Raw genomic sequence first — 18,533 nt, 5'->3', positions numbered from 1 at the left:
ACCGTCCACTTGCGTTTAGTTTCCGTCACATCCTTGCAGGTGTCGTGGCACGCAAGTAAACTACTCGACGGTAAGTATTAGGCTGGTCCATATTCCTGCGAATCCATTACCTCCTCCGTCGCTAAACTTTTCTCTCGTACCTCGATTATTTGCCAAGTTCTCGGGAGAATTTCGGAACTGTCAACCCAAATAGATTTCGATGGGGCAATCACGATTTTGTCGGGGGAACGCCCAAGCCAAGCAGCCCACCAACTGAACGTGCTGTTCGGAATGATGAAATGGGCGCATAACGATAGAAGATGAAAATCATCGATTGCCGTCTTGCCAATACGCGAGACAAATTCAACATCCGGGAGGTCGCCAAATTGATTCCGCCACCACTCGAAATCGTCAGAGAATACAAAAAACCTAGGCGAGGCAACTTGCTCACGCATTCGTTGCATTGCAACCCTATAGTAATCCGATGACAGACATCGAGCATAATCATTTCGCCTAACGTGTATTCCTACCGAAGAGGCGCCTTTCAGTTGAACCGAGATGTTTTCTTCGTCTGCGACAATACCAGGCTTAAGCGTAAGTTCATCTTTTAGCGCATTCTCAATCGAATCGAAGTATTGGGGACACTGCCAATATCCCTTAAGTGTTATCGAATGAACAGGAAAAAGGTTGTATTGGGATTCATCGAATACACCGAGATGCGATTCTTCAATAAAATGCCCCTTCGCCCATCTAGCTGGGAGCTGACCAGCGAAATGGCGATATAAGTAAAAGCGAGCACGCTCCAGCAATCCGGAGGTATTCGAGTACTCAACGTCGCTACTGAGATTGAAGGCGGCGAGTTCATAACGACGACGATAGCGAGTATCGGTTTGGAATAGTGTTTTCGTATCAAGAACGAGTTTGGAGCCGGTCCGAACGGCGAGACAACGCGCATAAGCATATTGAAAAAGCTGGTTTCCAAGTCCTCCGCAAAGAAGCAGCTTCACAACAGGTTTTCTCTTGTGCATTATGTTGGTTAGTAGGAAAGCGTAGGTGTTTTGACGCATCCAGTGCGTATCTAACGCAGTAGCCGCAAATGGGAATGATTCACCGCAACATTTGGCGATATGTCAATAAGTGCGATGGACGGAAAAATCTGGGAAGGAGCTTGTGATCTCACTCCACGTGTGACAATGCGCGCGATTCATTGGAAACTTACCGTCTAGTCGCTGGTTTTCTAATTGAGCTGTCTCAATAGATTGCGATTCGCGCAAATATAGTTAGTGGTAACGAAATGTTCATCCTGTTCTCGGTACTTTGGAACAGGAAGTGCGCCAATCGGCGAGACTCTGTAAAACAAGAATCTTGATGACAATAGGTTCCAAAAGTCTCGGAAGTAAGTTCGGGAGTCAAGATTGGAACCACCGAATTCAAACTGTATAACACCTATATTGTCGAGGAACGCTATGGGGATTGATTGAAGCACGCTTAGTTCATGTCCCTCGATGTCCAACTTAAGAACGTCGATGTTGTCAATAGAGTAGTGCTTAAGAAAGCTCGCAAAACTCAATAAATTCACTTCCTCTAATTCGTCATGTGAAAGTCCATGGCTGCTTAAGTCACGATGATGCAAGCTTGCTAAACCACTTCCCGGGGCGTCGGAGAATAATTTGCCAAGTCCGTCGGTGTCCGACAGAGCAAATGGCAAGATGCTTACATTTGGCTTGAGCTTGAATCGTTCGGAAAGTTTAGCCTGATTGAATCTTGAGGGTTCGAATACATACACCATCTCGGGGGCACTCCTACTAAGAAGCTCTCCCGTCCAGTCACCAACATTACCACCCACATCGAGAACAATTTTGGGGCGGGGTGCAAATCTAAGCGTCTGTTTGACCTCGTGCGTACATGTTGCGGTTCCCCAGCCTTTTCCCTGGATGGAATTGAGTCGGGCAATTACCTTCGTGAGAATCTTATTCAGCATTATTTAATGCACCTTTGTTGAACGCCCGTCGCCAGGAATAATGTATTGAGTATTTCACCCGCACGCAGTATCCGCCCTAATGAGTATTGAACCTGTGTTAATAACATAGGAACGACCCTGTGGGGGCCTAATCAGATTAATCACGAACCAGAGTTTACGAGGCGAGTGGGCTACCCGTTGAGCGATCAGACTGCGCTGTCTTGAAATTGTTTTGGATATAGACGCGAGCATCCTCTCGATTTTCGCCGATGTTGAACGATGGCGGTATTACGCCTGGAAAGTAAAATATTGTCAATCTCTATGGTTGATAAATGTGTGTTACGATGCGGCTGTACGGACGTAATCGGTTGCTATCCCGATTTTTTAGAAAGGGAAGAAATACATGCGTGTGGATCTTTGCAAATTTCTTGAATACGGATCATGTCATTCGCGACGTTGAGTGATACGGCTCGCTGATTGATTTTGAAAAAATCTCCGATTGCGTCTACGGTTGGATATGCTGGGTGGCTACCAAAACACCTTGCATCATCGATTAGAATAAGCCAGTCAGTTTTACAAAGTGAAATAATGGCAGATAGTTCGCGGAAAATGGGACACTCTTCATCGCCAATTCCCGTAATTCCTCCAGAATAATGTCCGTCCAGCCAGAACACCGTCCGCCCGCTCAGATCCGTCAGGAAGTCACTCAGAATAGCCCCTGAGTCACCTTCCGCAATCGTAACGTTGTCAACTTTCTTAAAGCGTTGCCGTGCGAGGTCTGCTAGGGGTGGATGGACTTCAATCGAAATTATTCGCCTCAGGTGCTTGCGGAGGTACCACGGCGTGTCTCCCAGGTAGGTTCCCGTTTCTACAAAGTTGTCCGCATTGAAGTCCTTAATCTCCTGTAACAGGATTGCTCGTTTAAGCAAGCTTGGATAGGGAATCGAGATGCCCCTTTTTCTCCATCCTGATATGTTTGATGTAAAGCACATGGTTTCGTAGAAGTCGAAGGCCCATGGGAACGCAGAGATTAGTCGGTTTCTCAGCTTAATTCGGTTGTGCGGCAAGTTTTTTTCTCCGGGTACGCGTTCGCTTATCTCTGTTTTTCTACATCTGCAAAACAATGGGGGGCGGGTTCGCAATCATCAATGTGCGAATGTAGACACTATGGCGTGGTAGAAGCACTTTGCGATTTTCAGGTATAGGCAATCGCACTGGATAAATACTCAGAAAAGTTACGATTGTTGAAAGACTGGGCCAGACGTATTTCTCCTGTTAAGTACGGCAAGGGGATACCGCAACTTCGCCGAAAAAATTAAGACCAGCCAGTATTCGATAAGAGGCCTGTCTCCGAGTTAGCAAAGAGAACGTCTGATTGGGTAAGTCTAAAGTCTTTAGGGCGTTGTGCATACGTACAAATGTCTACAATGTGGAAATTGTTCGCAGCTAGAAAGGAAATGATTGTATCCGCTAGTGGAGCATTTTCGTAGAGAGGAATCCATGACACTTCTACTAGTAAGAACTTACAGGATCGCAGGTTAGACGCGAATCCCCGAAGTAATGAGAGTTCGTACCCTTGCACATCGATTTTGACACAATCCGGTACAATTCCAGTCTGCTTGATTACGTCATCAGCGGTCATAATTGAAATCACCTCTTCGTGACCTTTCCACTCCTGTGATGTGAGGATGCTGCTTTGGCCCTTATGCGCATTGAGAATTGCGCTCCCATTCGTATCACCGAGAGCACAAGGAAAGAAATGAATTTTGGAATCGGTTGCACCGATTGCGGTCAGTTGATTGCGATGTGCTTTGAGTGGTTCAAATAGAAAATAGTCGGACATTGGAAACACTTCTCGGCATTCTTTTGTCCATGAAGCATCGCTCGCACCGACATCCCAAATGTTTTTTAAGTCAAAACCCTGGTCCCGAATAGACTCGAATGCAGTAGCGAAACCTCGTGGACCCCATCTTGAGGAAACCATACGCACACCGAAGGATCTAAGGAATTTGTTTAGGTGCGATTTTATATACTCGCGGAACACGAACGATCCTTTCGATTGTGTTTATGAAGCATTCGGATGTGTCTCTAAAATGTTGTAATTGGGACTCTGCTTGACGGTTGGGCCTGCGTTCCGCTTTTCCTTGTGATGATTACCATCCAGAGTGCATAAGTGACGGAAAACGCAAGAGACCCATAGGCGACGCCAACCGGTCCACCTAAATACGCACCAATTATATTGAAAGCGATTCCGGTGACGGCTGTTCCAATTTTTGGTGCAAGAATCGCTCTCGAGGTAGAGACGGAGAGGATAGTTATGGTTAGCATTTGGCCAATAGCAAACAATCCACCGCTTGCGATGAGTATATATACGATGCTCAGGGAATCGTTGTACCTGCTATCGAGTATGCTGTTCTTTAATAAGGTGTTAATAAGCGAAAATCCGGCAGATCCCAGGAGAGTTGTGACGAGAATTAGAATGCAAAATTTGGAAGATAGAGAATGCAGTCGCTGTAATGTTGCATCGCTTGAACGGCTTCCAAGCTGGAAGAAAATCGGAGTGATGAAAGTACTACCGATATTTGTTAGTATGACAATCGGGGAGTAACCTATCTGAAATGCGATTGCGTAAATAGCGATGTCTGCCGAGGAACAGAACATCTCTAAGGACCAACGATCGGAAACTTGCTGCACCGAGGTTAGTATGCCCCACGTTGTGTAAGGCCAAGCAAAATGCAGCACCTGTTTGACAAAGTCTCCTGATCTGGCCTCGGTCGCGATCTCAGGGATTTGAATTCGCGAGAGGTGGCGCCGCCATCGCATTAGCAATGGGATGCTCAGTACGAGTCCGGGTATTAGGAAGGCTAGAAGGAATGATTGAGAGGTCGCGCCGAAATAAGAAGCGATTATCGGCAATATTACAACCCGACTTCCTGATTCGATGACGCTAGAAATCGCGACTGTCATCCGCATCCGAGCGGCAGCAAAAAGTCCTAGATGGAGCGAGTTCAGCGATGAGGTAATTGCATGCGTTCCAAGGAGCAATACCGTTATGTAGGAGTCAAGGACGTGAAAATACAGAGCAAGAAGGGATAGTAGTACTGTTGTAATCGAGGCGCAACACGTTGCCATGGCTATGACCAAATTAGCACTCTGTCGAAATGCCCACAATGCGTTGGTTTCGCGTGCGGAAGCGAATTGCTTTTGGAGCCCAGCTCCCACACCTCCCGTGATTAGTTGCCCCGATAGGCCTGTTATTGTCGTTGCAAGGAGTGCCTTTCCCAACGGTGCCGCATCAAAAATGTCTGTTGCGTATTTTATTAATAATAACGACGCAGCGATTGATAGCGTTTGCCCTGAAAAGACGACCAATGCCTCGCTAGTAAGTTTTCGAAGCTGCATGAAGGTTTGTTGGAGACAGGCGTACTTGGTCGTCTATGCGCGAATGATGCCAGGGTTGGTCTGGCTGTTTTTTATCACGTTGCGCGTGTCTACCAGCAATGATGCGTTCCTCGCTATTTCAGAGAAATCAATATTTGCGTGCGCTGTGGAAATCAGTACTGCGTCGAAATGGGAGATTTTCAACGGATCCCACTCAATACTTCTCAGACCTGCCCAGTGGCTGTGCTCGCGGCTGGGTTTGATGACGGGGACGTAGGGGTCGTAGTAGGAGACTTTGCCCCCCTTTTCTTTTATAAGGTCCATCAACACGTAGCTCGGGGACTCGCGGTCGTCGTCGACGTTGGCTTTGTACGCCAAGCCTACGATGAGGATCTTGCTCCCATTGATGGGCTTCTTGACGCTGTTGAGCGCTTCGGTCAACTTCTGAATGACATACTTGGGCATCGACGTGTTGATCTCGCCCGCTAATTCAATAAAACGGGTCGCTTGACCATACTCCCGAGCCTTCCAAGTTAAGTAAAACGGGTCGATGGGAATGCAGTGACCACCCAATCCGGGACCGGGATAAAAAGGCATGTAGCCAAAGGGCTTCGTCTTTGCCGCTTCAATCACTTCCCAAATGTCGATGCCCATCGCGGCATAGACCATCTTGAGCTCGTTCACGAGCGCAATGTTGACGCTCCGGAAAATGTTCTCGAGCAACTTCGTCGCCTCGGCCGCCCGGCAACTGCTAACCGGCACAACCGTCTCGACGGCTTGCAAGTACAACGCTTTGGCTTTCTCCAAACAAGCGGGCGTGTAACCACCTACGACCTTGGGAATCTTGGCAACTTTGCTGCTGGGATTACCCGGATCCTCCCGCTCAGGACTGAAGGCCAAATGGAAATCGATGCCTGCTTTCAAGCCCGAACCGGACTCGAGAACGGCTCGAAGGTCTTCATCGGTCGTGCCGGGATAGGTCGTGGATTCCAGAATGACGAGCGTCCCCTTTTGCAAATGGGGAGCGATCGATTTGCCGGTGTTGAGCACGTAAGAAATGTCCGGCTCGCGGTTCTTGCTCAAGGGAGTTGGAACGCAGATGACGACCGCGTCGGCTTCCCGGATGCGGGAGAAGTCGGTGCTGGCCGTGAAGCGTCCTTCGGAGACTTGCTTTTGTATCTCTTCAGAAGGGATGTGATGGATATAGGACTGGCCGCTGTTGAGTGATTCGACCTTGATCGGATCGATATCCAAGCCAAGAACCTTCACACCGCACCGGGCGAATTGAAGGCCTAGTGGAAGGCCAACATATCCAAGTCCGATGATGGCTAGCATGCGCATCGCGCAGACGGAATCAGTTGAGCTCGCAACTTTGTAGCTGTTACTCATTGTTGCTATCGCTTTCCCTTTTCGGGTGCAATATTGAACGAATCCGACTCTCAAGCCGTCGCGCAAAGAACGTTGCGCCTGCCTTAGTCAGGTGACGGCAATCTTGCGAAATGAGCTTTCCTTCAGGAGTGATAACATGCACTCGTTCTCCATCAGCTTTTACCTCGCTGAGTAGATCGACAAATTGCGATCCCCAGTCGCTCCTAAGCTTGGCATCTACTTCCCAATGCTCATCATCGATCTCCGTTGTCTGGCTTATGTAATTATCACCTCGGTAGTTGTAGAATATCCCAGCTGTCGTTCCGAAATTCTTGGTTCCGATGACATATATTCTTGGGTCTTCCGTCGATACACCCATGTTGGCGATGTCGCGGCGGGAAGCGGTGGAAAAGAAGACAATGTCAGCACGTTGGAACTTGGAGAGGAACGTTGGATCTGACATCGGATGTTCGACATACTGTATTTCGATCGATTGAGCCTCAGAACTTTCGAGCAAGATATTTGCCCAATCCCGTGCGAAGCTATTCCCAACGATCAGAACTCTCTCAAGTTGACTAACCTCTGTAAATCCTTGGTTGAGCTCTCGGATTTTGTGATTGTAGCGAGAGTGAACTCCCTTCGTCGCATCTGTAATTCTGATGTCCAACTCGGGAACATCGCGAACAATACCACCTCGCGAATTCAAGTAATAGCCAAATGCGGTTGTTGAAGAAATCGCTGGTATGAGGACCAGGAATAGCAACCAAGTGGGAATAGTGTTCGGTGAACGGAACGGCTTCTCGATCACATGGTAGCTTGCAATGGATAAAATGAGCGTCAGTGAAAGTAATGCGATTCCTGAAATTGCATTGATCTCTGGACTGACTGTGTATCTGTAAAATGCTATAAGCGGCTGGTGCCACATGTATAGGCTATAGCTTGTTAAGCCCACCAGAATCGAGATTCGGTTCTCAAGTACTTTTCGTGCAAACTTCGAATTTCCTGGTTGGGCTACCAAAACAAATGCGGCCAAGGCTACCGTCAGTGGGATAGTAACAATCGGTCCAGGCAAAGCGACTGGTGAAAACACAATTGCAATTAGTGCTGCGATCCCTATAGGTAGGAAATGTGTGCTCAGCGAACGTTCCCCGAAACATAGCTTGGCGATTCCTCCGATGGCAATCTCAAAGAATCGACAGGGCAGTTGGTAGAATCGAATGTGCTCCGGAACCGGTGAGTAGAAAAGTACTAATGAAAAGACAGAAAGAACAGTTAGTACAACTGCAAATGCTTTTCTCGTTCGAAAGAAGAGGGAAGCGAGGATCGGGATGAACAAATAATATTGCTCTTCTACCGCCAAGCTCCAGGTATGCAGAAGTGGTTTGTGTTCGTTCGTGACGTCCCAATAATTGCCGGTAGTTATCGATTGAAGAATGTTGTTTGAAAATAAGTTTGTCGCAACTGCCGATTGCCCTAGGTTTTCCAGGTCATCGGGAAGCATGACAAAGAAGCCGATGATCAGCGAGAAAGCGACCGTGAATGTGCACATGGGTAAGATTCGCCGTACACGTCGCAGATAAAACTTGATAATGGAAAAGCTGTTTTCTTGGGTTTCCTTGTGAATGATTCCTGTTATTAAGTACCCACTTATTACGAAAAAAATATCTACGCCGAGATATCCTGCAGGTAACCAGCCAAAATGAAATAGGATAACGGACAGGACTGCAATCGCTCTTAGCCCGTCAATATCTTTTCGATATTCTTTCTTTTCTGTGTGAGGCTTCCCTGGCACGAGCATACGCGTCGGACTTGAACAGAGTCTAGTAGTTCGCGGGACGTGAAAGATTAAGGGAAACGTGCGCCGACCGGTGGCCACCGCTAGACGCAACCGTTTCGCGAGCGGAAAACACAAGTGATCGGCGCTGGGGACTCGTTGTAACAGTCGGATGGCTAAGCGCCGTCAGCCGCAGGGCGATAGCCCCTTGACGTCCGTTCAGCAGATTCTTAAGTAATCGGTGCAACTTGAATGTTATTTGCGTGGTAACTCGACGCTAGCGCGTTGTGGCTGAGGCAACGAAGCGGGATGCAGGGGCTGGGGGAACGCCGTTCTGAGAACGGTTAGTGCATAAACACCGTTCGGAGAACGGTTATTACTTGCCGCTCGCCACTCGCTACTCGCCACTTATTATTCTTGTGATTTTTTGGGCGGCGGTGCCGTCGCCGTAGGGGTTTTGGAGTTGGCTTCGCTGTTGGTATTGGGCTGGGTCGGAGAGGAGCTGATGGGCTTCGCTTAGGATCTTGTTCATGTCGGTGCCGACCAATGTGCAAGTCCCTGCATGGACCCCCTCCGGTCGCTCCGTGGTCTCGCGGGTGACTAATACGGGCTTGCCAAAGCTGGGCGCTTCTTCTTGGATACCCCCCGAATCACTGATGATGAAGTGACTGCGGGCCATGAGCCACACGAAGTCTTCGTAACCGACCGGATCGATGAGCTCGATGCGATCCACTCCGCCTAACGCCGGAAGAACGGTTTGCCGGACAGCGGGATTCAAGTGAACGGGGAACAAAATCCCTAGCTCGGGATAATCGACAATCAATTGCTGAAGGGCATTGCACAGTTCCGCCATGCCTGCCCCGTGCGACTCACGCCGGTGCGCAGTGACGAGCAAGAATGGGGCGCCGCCGTCGACGAGATAGCGATCTCGAAAAGCATCGGAGATGTTCAATCGGGTGCAGAGCTCACTCGCGACTCCTTGCCGGGACGAGAGGATGTCGTTCATCCAGTGCAATGCGTCGATGACGGTGTTGCCGGTCACGTGGATCGTGGCGGGATCGATCCCTTCACGCACCAAATTCTGCTTGCTCCACTCCGTGGGGGCAAAGTTGTAGCGGCAAAGAGGGGTGGTCAACCGCCGGTTCATCTCTTCGGGATAAGGGGAATAAATATCCCCCGTTCGCAGGCCGGCTTCGACATGTCCAATTGGAATTTTGTGATAGAAGGCTGCCAACGCGCCGGCGAGGACGCTGGTCGTGTCTCCTTGCACAAGGACTCGATCGAGTTTGGACTCGCTGAAGTAGCTGGAGAGGGCGGTGATGGCTCGGGCGGTGAGTTCGGGAAGGGTTTGGTTAGGGACCATCAAGCCGAGATCGTGATCGGGCTGGAGTCCGAAGGCCGCGAGCGTTTGGAGGAGCATCTCCCGATGCTGCCCGGTGGAGAGGAGGATGGGCTCGACCGCAGGCTGCCCCCGCAGCTCGCGATAGATCGGCGCCATCTTGATGGCCTCGGGACGTGTCCCCACGACAAGGCAGATTTTCATTTATTTAAAAAGTAGCGAGCGGCGAGAAGCGAGCGGCGAGAAGCGAGAAGCGAGAGGCGAGGGAAGAAAAGACAAAAGTAGCGAGTGGCGAGAAGCGAGGAAGAAGGAGAAAGTTGCGAGGAGTCAGGGACGGCAGAGCGGGGACAAAAGTGGGTAATTAAAAGGTTGTGTTGGGGACGCTGGCCTTTAGCGACGCGACTAGATTGGCAAAGGCTTTACCTCGCCACTCGCTTCTCGCTACTCCTGATTTCTTAATTTTCTGATGAGGGCACCTAAAATTCGGGATATCTGCGTTGCTTCGTCGAGCCACGCTTCGCCGATCTCTTTCGGAATGAACCCGACAGTCAATCCAATGATTATCTGTGTCCGGAACTCGCCTGCGGATCACTTCGCAATGTTTAAAAATTGAGACTTTTCTTTATTCGACTGACGCTCGTATCCCTCCGCAATGTTGGAAGGAATACTTAGTCCGCTTCGTGTGAGCTGGTCTCGGAATCCGAAATCGCTGATCTTTGAAGTTTGTCGATAAACTTCACAACTCAACGCCACAGCACGCTTCCAAACCTCTAAATCTTCGAAATTCATTTTTAAAGAAAGCTGCGAGAAGCGAGTGGCGAGAAGCGAGGAAAAGAAAAAAGGGGTGAGAAAGAGTGAGGAAAGGGATTTTGTGGGGGGCTGGTTTTGTGTGTGGAGCGATGCGGCGAAGGGAGTTGCTACTGGTTGTATTGAACTTTTACCTCGCTACTCGCCACTTTTTTCTCGTTATTCTTTTGCGACGCTGACGGTGTGGCCGTGGCGTTGGAGGAGAGCGTGCTTGCGGGCGTGATTGAGGTCGGAGGCGACCATCTCGGCACACATCTCTTCGCAAGTGATCTCCGGGACCCAGCCGAGCTTCTGCTTCGCTTTGGTGGGATCGCCGAGCAAGGTTTCCACTTCGGCAGGTCGGAAGTACCGTGGATTGACCTTCACAATGGTGGCTCCCACTTTCACCGCGGGGGCTTTGTCGGTGTCGAGAATCTTGGCGACTTTCGCGTACTCCTCGGCTCCTTGGCCGTGGAAGGTGACTTCCATTCCGGCTTCCAAGGCGGAGATGCGGACGAATTCGCGGACGCTCATCTGACGGCCGGTGGCGATGACGAAGTCTTCAGGCTGCTCCTGTTGCAACATCATCCACTGCATGCGGACGTAATCCTTGGCATGTCCCCAGTCTCGCAAGGAGTCCATGTTGCCCAGGTAGAGGCATTCCTCGAGGCCTTGCGCGATGTTCGCGATCCCCCGCGTGATTTTCCGGGTGACGAAGGTCTCGCCGCGGCGTGGGGATTCGTGATTAAAGAGAATGCCGTTGCACGCGTACATCCCGTAGGACTCCCGGTAGTTGACCGTGATCCAGTACGCGTACAGCTTGGCCACCGCGTAGGGGGAGCGTGGGTAGAAGGGGGTGGTTTCCTTTTGCGGGATCTCTTGGACCAGCCCGTAAAGCTCCGATGTGGAGGCTTGGTAGAAGCGTGTTTTCTTTTCTAGGCCGAGGAAGCGAATGGCTTCGAGCATCCGCAAGGTGCCGATGGCGTCGACGTCGGCAGTGTATTCGGGGGATTCGAAGGAGACCGCGACGTGGGATTGAGCACCCAAGTTGTAGACTTCGTCGGGCTGGACTTCGTTGATAATCCGGGTGAGGTTCGAGCTATCGGTCAAGTCGCCGTAGTGGAGCCGGAATTTCGCGTCGACTTGGCTCGGGGGCTGGTAGATGTGGTCGATGCGCTCGGTGTTGAACGAGGAGGCGCGCCGCTTAATCCCGTGGACTTCATAGCCCTTTTCGAGCAGGAATTCGGCAAGGTACGAGCCGTCTTGACCTGTGACTCCGGTGATAAGGGCTTTCTTTGGCATGGTATTTCAGTGGCGAGTAGCGAGAAGAAAGGAGCGAGTGGCGAGTTGCGAGTAGCGAGACAATAGTCGCCGTTTTCTACACGGCGTTTATGTTCCAACCGGTCTCAGACCGGTATTCCACGTTGGGCTAACTGCAGAATCCTAGCAAAGATGAGGGGGGTAGGGGAATGGCAGTGAGCGCGCACTTCGTTCCTGTCGGTGACAGGGGATGTACCGATAACGCCGTTTTGGGGGCTGATGGGGCGATCGGGATGGAGGCCAATCCTATGCCGTTCAAGGTGCCTGGGCAAAGGCTTGTACTCATGGACTGAATGCAACTTGCTAGCATAGACCACGTCGTCATTCCCGCAATTCGGCTTGGGACTAGATCAACGTTAAACTCTGGTGAACAGGAAAAGCACAAGGAATGGATGGGTTGTGAGGGATAGAGTGGCATGGAGCATGGAGCATGGAGTATGGAGTATGGAGTATGGAGTATGGAGCAGGGAGCATGGAGCATGGAGCATGGAGCATGGAGCATGGAGCATGGAGCAGGGAGCAGGGAGCAGGGAGCAGGGAGCAGGGGGAACGGTCGGGGACGAGCCGTTCGACATTGTCGTTCTGTTGTCCTCAACAGATCTGGAGCGCCTAACGCATCACGCTGGTTAGAAAACTTTCCCAGATAGCGTACGGGACTTTCCCACACAGCCAGAGGGAGAGGTGGTTTGGTCGATAGTATGGTGGTACTCGGTGCAGGAACGGTCGAGGACGAGCCGTTCGACGGTGTCGATCTGTTGTCCTCAACAGATCTGGAGCGCCTAACGCATCGCGCCGGTTAGAAAACTTTCCCAGATAGCGTACGGGACTTTCCCACACAGCCAGAGGGAGAGGTGGTTTGGTCGATAGTGTGGTGGTACTCGGTGCAGGAACGGTCGAGGACGAGCCGTTCGACAGTGCCTCCAGCCTCGCCACTCTCTACTTTCCACTCTCTAAACTCTACTTTCTCGCGCAGCGCGGGAGGCTGACGAGGACTTTTGTGCCTGCGTCGGGCTGGCTGGTGAGCTGAATCTGGCCACCGCTGGCGGTGATGACGCGGCGGACATTGGCCAATGAAATGCCCAGTCCGCGGCCATGCTCGCGGCCGCTGTAGTAGAGCGAGAAGGCCTTCTCTAACGCGGTCGCGGACATCCCGCACCCGGTGTCTTGCACGGCGATCTCGACGGTAGGATTCGAGGCGTTTGGTGCAGCGAGCTGCGAAAACGCAGGATCTGTGAGGGAGACGTGGCGAGCAGGGTTTGCCGAGGCGCGGACTTGGAGGGTGACGGTGTCGCCAGGAGAACAGGCGTCCAAGGCGTTTTGGAGCAGGGAGGCGATGGCTTCCTGCAATTCGGCGGGCTCGGTACGAACGCGGATGGGAAGGTCGACGCCGGTAACTTCCCACGTGATTTGGCGGGCTTGGAAGAGGGGCGTGAATCGTCCTACCAAGGGTTCGAGGGACTCGGACAGGGGGACGACTCGGGGGTTCCAGGCCTTGGGCTTCACCGCCCGCATCATCTCGGCGAGCATCTCGTGGGCACGCATGGATTGGTCGACGATGGTCGCTAGGGACTTCTGGTCGGCGGGGACGCGGGATTGGGTCAAAAGCTGCTGGGCCCGGGCGGCGATGTTGGCAAGCGGGTTGTTGATTTCGTGGGTGAGGCCATATGCGAAGTCGTAGATGGCCTGCTCGGTTCTTCGTGCGACCGCTTGATCGACTCGCTCTCGGTCCACGACGGCTCGCAATGCGACGTGGGCTGCGTCCAGGAGCATACCCAATACAGCTTGATCCTCATCCTTTGCGGGCCGGCCTAGAAGTTGGTCACTGCCGCGGGGGCTGGAGAGTTGGGAAATGAGGCTTGCAAGCTGCGTAGCCGGAGTCGGCAGCGACGAGGGTACGGGCTTCCGGGGCGGAGAAGGGGCAGGTGGGCGGTGTTGGAGGGTTGGGGAAAGGGCCAAGCGTGGTGGAATAGGGAGATCGTTCTCCGGTTCGGCCGGGTCTTCGAGGAGGCTGCCCGTTTCGGGGGTAGCCGAGGGGGAGTCGAGCTGGAACAGTCCTGGAAGGTGCTGTGCCTGTTCGGAGAGCCATTCGGACCAGATTGCGTCGATGTCGCTAGCGTGCGCAGCGGTATCGGTCCGTCGGATACGATCGGCGGCGAGAAACAAACGATGGGCTGCGGAAGTAAGAGGCAAAATAGTTTTGAGAAGCGAGAAGCGAGTAGCGAGTAGCGAGTAGCGAGTAGCGAGTAGCGAGTAGCGAGAAGCGAGTGGCGAGAAGCGAGAAGCGAGGGGCACGGAGCACGGAGCAGCGGTGGCGGACGGTTGTACTTGAACGCAAATGAGTGGGGAATATACGTCGAACGGTCGTCCTCGACTGTTCTTGCGTTAGGAAAATATACCGCAAGGCTTAGTGTGCGTCTCCCCGGTAGTAACCGTTCTGGGAATGGAGCATGGAGCATGGAGCATGGAGCATGGAGCAGGGAGCAGGGAGCAGGGAGCAGGGAGCATGGAGCATGGAGCATGGAGCAGGGAGCAGGGAGCAGGGAGCAGGGAGAACGGTCGGGGACGAGCCGTTCGACAATGTCGATCTGTTGTCCTCAACAGATCTGGAGCGCCTAACGCATCACGCTGGTTAGGAAACTTTTCCAGATAGCGTACGGGAGAGGTGGCTTAGTCGATAGCAGGGTGGTACTCGGTGCAGGAACGGTCGGGGACGAGCCGTTCGACAATGTCGATCTGTTGTCCTCAACAGATCTGGATCGCCTGACGCATCGCACCAGTTAGGAGACTCTCCCGGATAGCGCACTGGAGAAGCGGTCTGGTCGATAGAAAGGTGGTACTCGGTGCAGGAACGGTCGGGGACGAGCCGTTCGACAATGTCGATCTGTTGTCCTCAACAGATCTGGAGCGCCTGACGCATCGCACCAGTTAGGAGACTTTCCCAGATAGCGTAAGGGACTTTCCCTGATAGCGTACGGGACTTTCCCTGATAGCGTACGGGAGAGGTGGCTTAGTCGATCGTATGGTGGTACTTGGCGCTGGAACGGTCGAGGACGAGCCGTTCGACAATGTCGATCTGTTGTCCTCAACAGATCTGGAGCGCCTGACGCATCCCACCGGTTAGGAAACTCTCCCAGATAGCGTACGGGAGAGGTGGCTTAGTCGATCGTATGGTGGTACTCGGTGCAGGAACGGTCGGGGACGAGCCGTTCGACATTGTCGTTCTGTTGTCCTCAACAGATCTGGAGCGCCTAACGCATCGCACCAGTTAGGAGACTTTCCCAGATAGCGTAAGGGACTTTCCCAGATAGCGTACGGGACTTTCCCAGATAGCGTACGGGAGAGGTGGCTTAGTCAATCGTATGGTGGTACTTGGTGCAGGAACGGTCGGGGACGAGCCGTTCGACATTGTCGTTCTGTTGTCCTCAACAGATCTGGAGCGCCTAACGCATCGCACCAGTTAGGAAACTTTTCCAGATAGCGTACGGGAGAGGTGGCTTAGTCGATAGCAGGGTGGTACTCGGTGCAGGAACGGTCGGGGACGAGCCGTTCGACAATGTCGATCTGTTGTCCTCAACAGATCTGGAGCGCCTGACGCATCACGCTGGTTAGGAAACTTTCCCAGATAGCGTACGGGAGAGGTGGCTTAGTCGATCGTATGGTGGTACTCGGTGCAGGAACGGTCGGGGACGAGCCGTTCGACAATGTCGATCTGTTGTCCTCAACAGATCTGGAGCGCCTAACGCATCACACCGGTTAGGAGACTTTCCCAGAAAGCGTGAGGGAGAGGTGGTTTGGTTGATAGTATGGTGGTACTCGGTGCTGGAACGGTCGAGGACGAGCCGTTCGACATTGCCTACAGCCTCCAGCCACCTCGCTTACCGCGGTTTGTTATTTCTGGGGGAGCGGTTGGTTTTTTTTTCGGAGTTGCCACCGGCGTTAGATGGGGGTGGGGTATCTTTGGCAGGTTTCTTGCCGAACCAACCGGGGAAGAGATCGGCCAGGGTTTCGGGTGGCTTTTGATACTTCTCCTTCGGCTTGTCCGACTGTGTGGCGGTCGTGCGTTGAGGAGCGGCTCCGGTGCCGGCTTTGTTGATCGTTTGAATGATCTCCGCAGCGGCGTTTTCGGATAGCTCGACCTTCGTCCCCTTGGGGGTATTGCGTCGGATCAACCATCGCTCCACCAAGGACCATGTCGAGGAGGTGATGAAGTAAATACAGAGACCAGCAGGGACTCGGAAGAACAAGACCCCCATGAAGACGGTCATGAACATCATCATCTTCTGCGCAATCGCCGTCTGCTCATCCGTCGCCTTGGGCATGAGCACTTTCTGCTGGATGATGAACAAGGTGATGGTGATGATCGGGAGAATATTGAAGTAAGGCCCGAAATATCCGGTTCCCCGACCTGCGATAAAGTCGGGCATCCAACTGTGCCACTCGAAGAGCATGTCGGGGCCGGCCAAGTTCGAGCACCAATCCAAGCCCGGTATCAACGCTTGCTGACGCAGCCCGACGTCGACCGAGACGCAGCGGTATAGACCGATGACAATGGGGAGCTGAATCAAAGCGGGGAGGCAACCGGCGAACTGATTGACGCCTGCCTTCTTCATGAGCATTTGTTGGGCGGCCATCATTTTGCGAGGATCGTCCTTGAACGCTTCCCGCAGTTTGGCGGTATGGGGCTGAACCGCCTGCATTTTCTGGGCATTGAGCGCCATCTTGCGGCTGACCGGGAACATGCAAGAGCGGACCAGCACGGTCAACATCATGATGGCGATGCCAAAGTTGCCGACGAGGTAATAGAAGAGGTGTAGGATCCACCCAAGTCGCTTGGCAAAAAAACCGAAGATATGCCAGCCATACTCGAGGGCCTCATCCAGCTTGTATGCTCCCAAAAGCTCCGGATCTTTGGGGCCGGCGAAGAGGTAGTAGCTGCTTTGAATCTCCCCTTTGGGGGCCAAACTCACGGAAGGGGTGTCGATCCAGAAACTGACATTCACGGCTTGCTGTTTGTACGAAACCAGTTTCGTGGTGTCTCGGTAGACGGAGTTGAGCACCCGTGCTCGGCCTCGTTCAAGCGCCTTGAGGGCATCCGGATCGGACGGGCTGGGAATAAGGGCCGAGGTGAAAGATTGGGTATCGAGGCCGATGTACTTCAAGCTCCTTTTGGCTTCGCTATTGGCGGGCCCGAAGAGTTCGAAGTCGGGGCTGGCTGGGGTATTGATCGCGTGCGAAACGATACTGCGGGTGGTGGTCAGCGCGTGCGAGACCGCTTGGTCGCCGACGATGATGTCCCGCGCCCCGGCAGCGCTGAAAAAGTAGGGCGAGATCTTGGTCGGATACCACCAACCTTCGAGCGAGATGCCATTCACGCCGTCTTGGCGAACCGCAATCTTGTGCTCTTTGTCCCCCAAGTTTCGGACCGAGGTCGAGTATTCGATGTGAAACTGCCAGTGGTCTGGGGAAGTGACGGCCTCCGATTTGTTCGGTTTACGCAGTTTGTACTGTTTGACCAGCTCGATTTGGGCATCGGACCCGAGGACTTGGAGGTAGGGGGTGATGTTCAAGCTGAATTCGACACCTTGTCCACCCTCGACGTCGATCGGCTTCGCATTCCAATTTCCTTCGAGGGTCTTTTCGAGGCCGAGGATGACCGACTCCCCTTCGCCGATATCCAGGCCATCGAGTTTGGCGAGAGTCATGAGGCAGGAGCGAACTGGATCGTTCCCGGGGACTTGCTCTTTGGCCCAATCGTCTTCGGCTCGGACGATATCGAGCGGTTTTTCACCGAGAGTGAGTTGGTAGGTCGCTTCCGGCGCGCCTTCGCGCTGGATCTTCAGCTCGATTTCTTGACCAGGACGCCACTTGTCGGACCATTGTTCGAATTTGGAGCGGGAGAGATCGCCATCGAGGCCCTTCCATCCGACGATTCGATCACCGGGTTGGAGGCCGGAGCCATTGGCATCGTCAAGATTTTTGGCGAGGGCAGCGGGGCTTCCTGGCGGGACAGCTCGAATGGTCAATCCGGAGGGGGTGTTTTCGAGAGCCGTGTTTTCAAGTGCCAAATAACCGGCGTATCCCTGTCTCTCTTTTTCTTGGAGGGATCGATACTGGAGGGTCCCGTCGGGGTTGCGCTGGACAACTTCGATCCGTTCGATACCCGCTCCGCGGTTATCAAGGCAGACGACGAGGGAGTAGCCGTCTTCGGGTGCCATACTTCCCAGAACGAAACGGGCGCGGTCTGGCTCGGCAGGTGGTTTCCAATCGGCGTTCTGTTCCGCTTTGGCACGGATTTCTGCAAGCTTCTCGTCTCGTTTTTCTTTCTCAGATTGCAAGCGTTCGGCGTCCGCTTTGGCTTGCAAGGCCGCGAGGTCACGCTGGCGTTGGAAGCTATTGAAGAGAAGGAATATCGAGATCCCCAGAAGGAGGTAAGCGAAGAATCTTCTGTTGTCCACGTCGAATTACTCGGGTGAAGAATGGGGGGATTCGGTGTCCCCATCATAGGGCACGCCGATTGCAAACCCCGAATTTTCGGCGGGTTAGGTTGATTTGCCTAGTGCAAATGGGAGGAAGCTCGAGGCGAGGGGCGAGGGGCGAGGGGCGAGGGGCGAGGGGCGAGGGGCGAG

12 protein-coding genes and 1 pseudogene are annotated in these 18,533 nt (G+C 52.8%); 1 reads left to right on the top strand and 12 read right to left on the bottom strand.

Features of this window, described 5'->3' with window-relative positions; all coding sequences use genetic code 11:
* Window positions 1-77: 77 nt before the first annotated feature.
* From VN12_RS06540 to gmd, 10 genes and pseudogenes are all read right to left on the bottom strand, one after another.
* Entirely contained in the window at window positions 78-1,007 is a 930-nt protein-coding gene (locus VN12_RS06540) for an alpha-1,2-fucosyltransferase (RefSeq protein WP_168164254.1), read from the bottom strand.
* Window positions 1,008-1,216: 209 nt separating this feature from the next.
* Complete coding sequence (locus VN12_RS06535; RefSeq protein WP_146676070.1) at window positions 1,217-1,960, bottom strand: FkbM family methyltransferase; 744 nt, start codon at window positions 1,958-1,960, stop codon at window positions 1,217-1,219.
* 350 nt (window positions 1,961-2,310) lie between these two features.
* On the bottom strand, window positions 2,311-2,868 hold the full coding sequence (locus VN12_RS06530) for a hypothetical protein (protein ID WP_168164253.1): 558 nt from the start codon (window positions 2,866-2,868) through the stop codon (window positions 2,311-2,313).
* Window positions 2,869-3,254: 386 nt separating this feature from the next.
* On the bottom strand, window positions 3,255-3,923 hold the full coding sequence (locus tag VN12_RS26785; protein ID WP_146676068.1) for an FkbM family methyltransferase: 669 nt from the start codon (window positions 3,921-3,923) through the stop codon (window positions 3,255-3,257).
* A gap of 104 nt (window positions 3,924-4,027) precedes the next feature.
* Window positions 4,028-5,341 carry a lipopolysaccharide biosynthesis protein gene (locus VN12_RS06520; protein ID WP_146676067.1) on the bottom strand — a complete coding sequence of 438 codons (1,314 nt, stop codon included), beginning with the start codon at window positions 5,339-5,341 and terminating at the stop codon, window positions 4,028-4,030.
* Window positions 5,342-5,374: 33 nt separating this feature from the next.
* The gene (locus VN12_RS06515; RefSeq protein ID WP_240491340.1) at window positions 5,375-6,709 is read right to left on the bottom strand and encodes a nucleotide sugar dehydrogenase; all 1,335 of its coding nucleotides are present in this window, start codon (window positions 6,707-6,709) and stop codon (window positions 5,375-5,377) included.
* Window positions 6,702-8,480, bottom strand: coding sequence for an acyltransferase family protein (locus tag VN12_RS06510; RefSeq protein WP_205855206.1), 1,779 nt, complete (start codon window positions 8,478-8,480; stop codon window positions 6,702-6,704). Before VN12_RS06510 ends, VN12_RS06515 begins: the two co-directional genes overlap by 8 nt.
* Before the next feature lie 379 nt (window positions 8,481-8,859).
* A complete protein-coding gene (wecB, locus tag VN12_RS06505; RefSeq protein ID WP_146676065.1) occupies window positions 8,860-10,005 on the bottom strand; it encodes a non-hydrolyzing UDP-N-acetylglucosamine 2-epimerase in 1,146 nt (381 codons plus the stop codon).
* Between the two features lie 237 nt (window positions 10,006-10,242).
* Window positions 10,243-10,590, bottom strand: a pseudogene (locus VN12_RS26705) (four helix bundle protein).
* A gap of 177 nt (window positions 10,591-10,767) precedes the next feature.
* Entirely contained in the window at window positions 10,768-11,889 is a 1,122-nt protein-coding gene (gmd, locus tag VN12_RS06495) for a GDP-mannose 4,6-dehydratase (RefSeq protein ID WP_146676064.1), read from the bottom strand.
* A 417-nt stretch (window positions 11,890-12,306) separates the two neighbouring features.
* On the opposite strand from gmd, the gene VN12_RS06490 reads away from it, so the two are divergent.
* On the top strand, window positions 12,307-12,537 hold the full coding sequence (locus tag VN12_RS06490; RefSeq protein ID WP_168164252.1) for a hypothetical protein: 231 nt from the start codon (window positions 12,307-12,309) through the stop codon (window positions 12,535-12,537).
* A 327-nt stretch (window positions 12,538-12,864) separates the two neighbouring features.
* Here VN12_RS06490 and VN12_RS06485 read toward each other — a convergent pair whose 3' ends face one another.
* Together VN12_RS06485 and VN12_RS06475 are read right to left on the bottom strand one after the other, a co-directional pair.
* Window positions 12,865-14,199, bottom strand: coding sequence for a sensor histidine kinase (locus VN12_RS06485; protein ID WP_205855205.1), 1,335 nt, complete (start codon window positions 14,197-14,199; stop codon window positions 12,865-12,867).
* Window positions 14,200-15,782: 1,583 nt separating this feature from the next.
* Window positions 15,783-18,362 (bottom strand): YidC/Oxa1 family insertase periplasmic-domain containing protein, encoded by a 2,580-nt coding sequence (locus VN12_RS06475; protein WP_146676060.1) that lies wholly within the window; start codon window positions 18,360-18,362, stop codon window positions 15,783-15,785.
* Window positions 18,363-18,533: the final 171 nt, after the last annotated feature.

Origin of the sequence: Pirellula sp. SH-Sr6A (assembly GCF_001610875.1) — a bacterium.
In the GTDB taxonomy this organism is placed as follows: Bacteria; Planctomycetota; Planctomycetia; order Pirellulales; family Pirellulaceae; genus JBKCUI01.
The sequence above is the reverse complement of the archived record's forward strand: the minus strand, read 5'-3'. Positions and strand labels throughout refer to the sequence as shown.

Bases quoted from the DNA above. Each gene is read 5' to 3' on its own strand.
- VN12_RS06540 (WP_168164254.1), bottom strand. From the start codon at position 1,007: ATGCACAAGAGAAAACCTGTTGTGAAGCTGCTTCTTTGCGGAGGACTT.
- VN12_RS06535 (WP_146676070.1), bottom strand. From the start codon at position 1,960: ATGCTGAATAAGATTCTCACGAAGGTAATTGCCCGACTCAATTCCATC.
- VN12_RS26785 (WP_146676068.1), bottom strand. From the start codon at position 3,923: ATGGTTTCCTCAAGATGGGGTCCACGAGGTTTCGCTACTGCATTCGAG.
- VN12_RS06520 (WP_146676067.1), bottom strand. From the start codon at position 5,341: ATGCAGCTTCGAAAACTTACTAGCGAGGCATTGGTCGTCTTTTCAGGG.
- VN12_RS06515 (WP_240491340.1), bottom strand. From the start codon at position 6,709: ATGAGTAACAGCTACAAAGTTGCGAGCTCAACTGATTCCGTCTGCGCG.
- wecB (WP_146676065.1), bottom strand. From the start codon at position 10,005: ATGAAAATCTGCCTTGTCGTGGGGACACGTCCCGAGGCCATCAAGATG.
- gmd (WP_146676064.1), bottom strand. From the start codon at position 11,889: ATGCCAAAGAAAGCCCTTATCACCGGAGTCACAGGTCAAGACGGCTCG.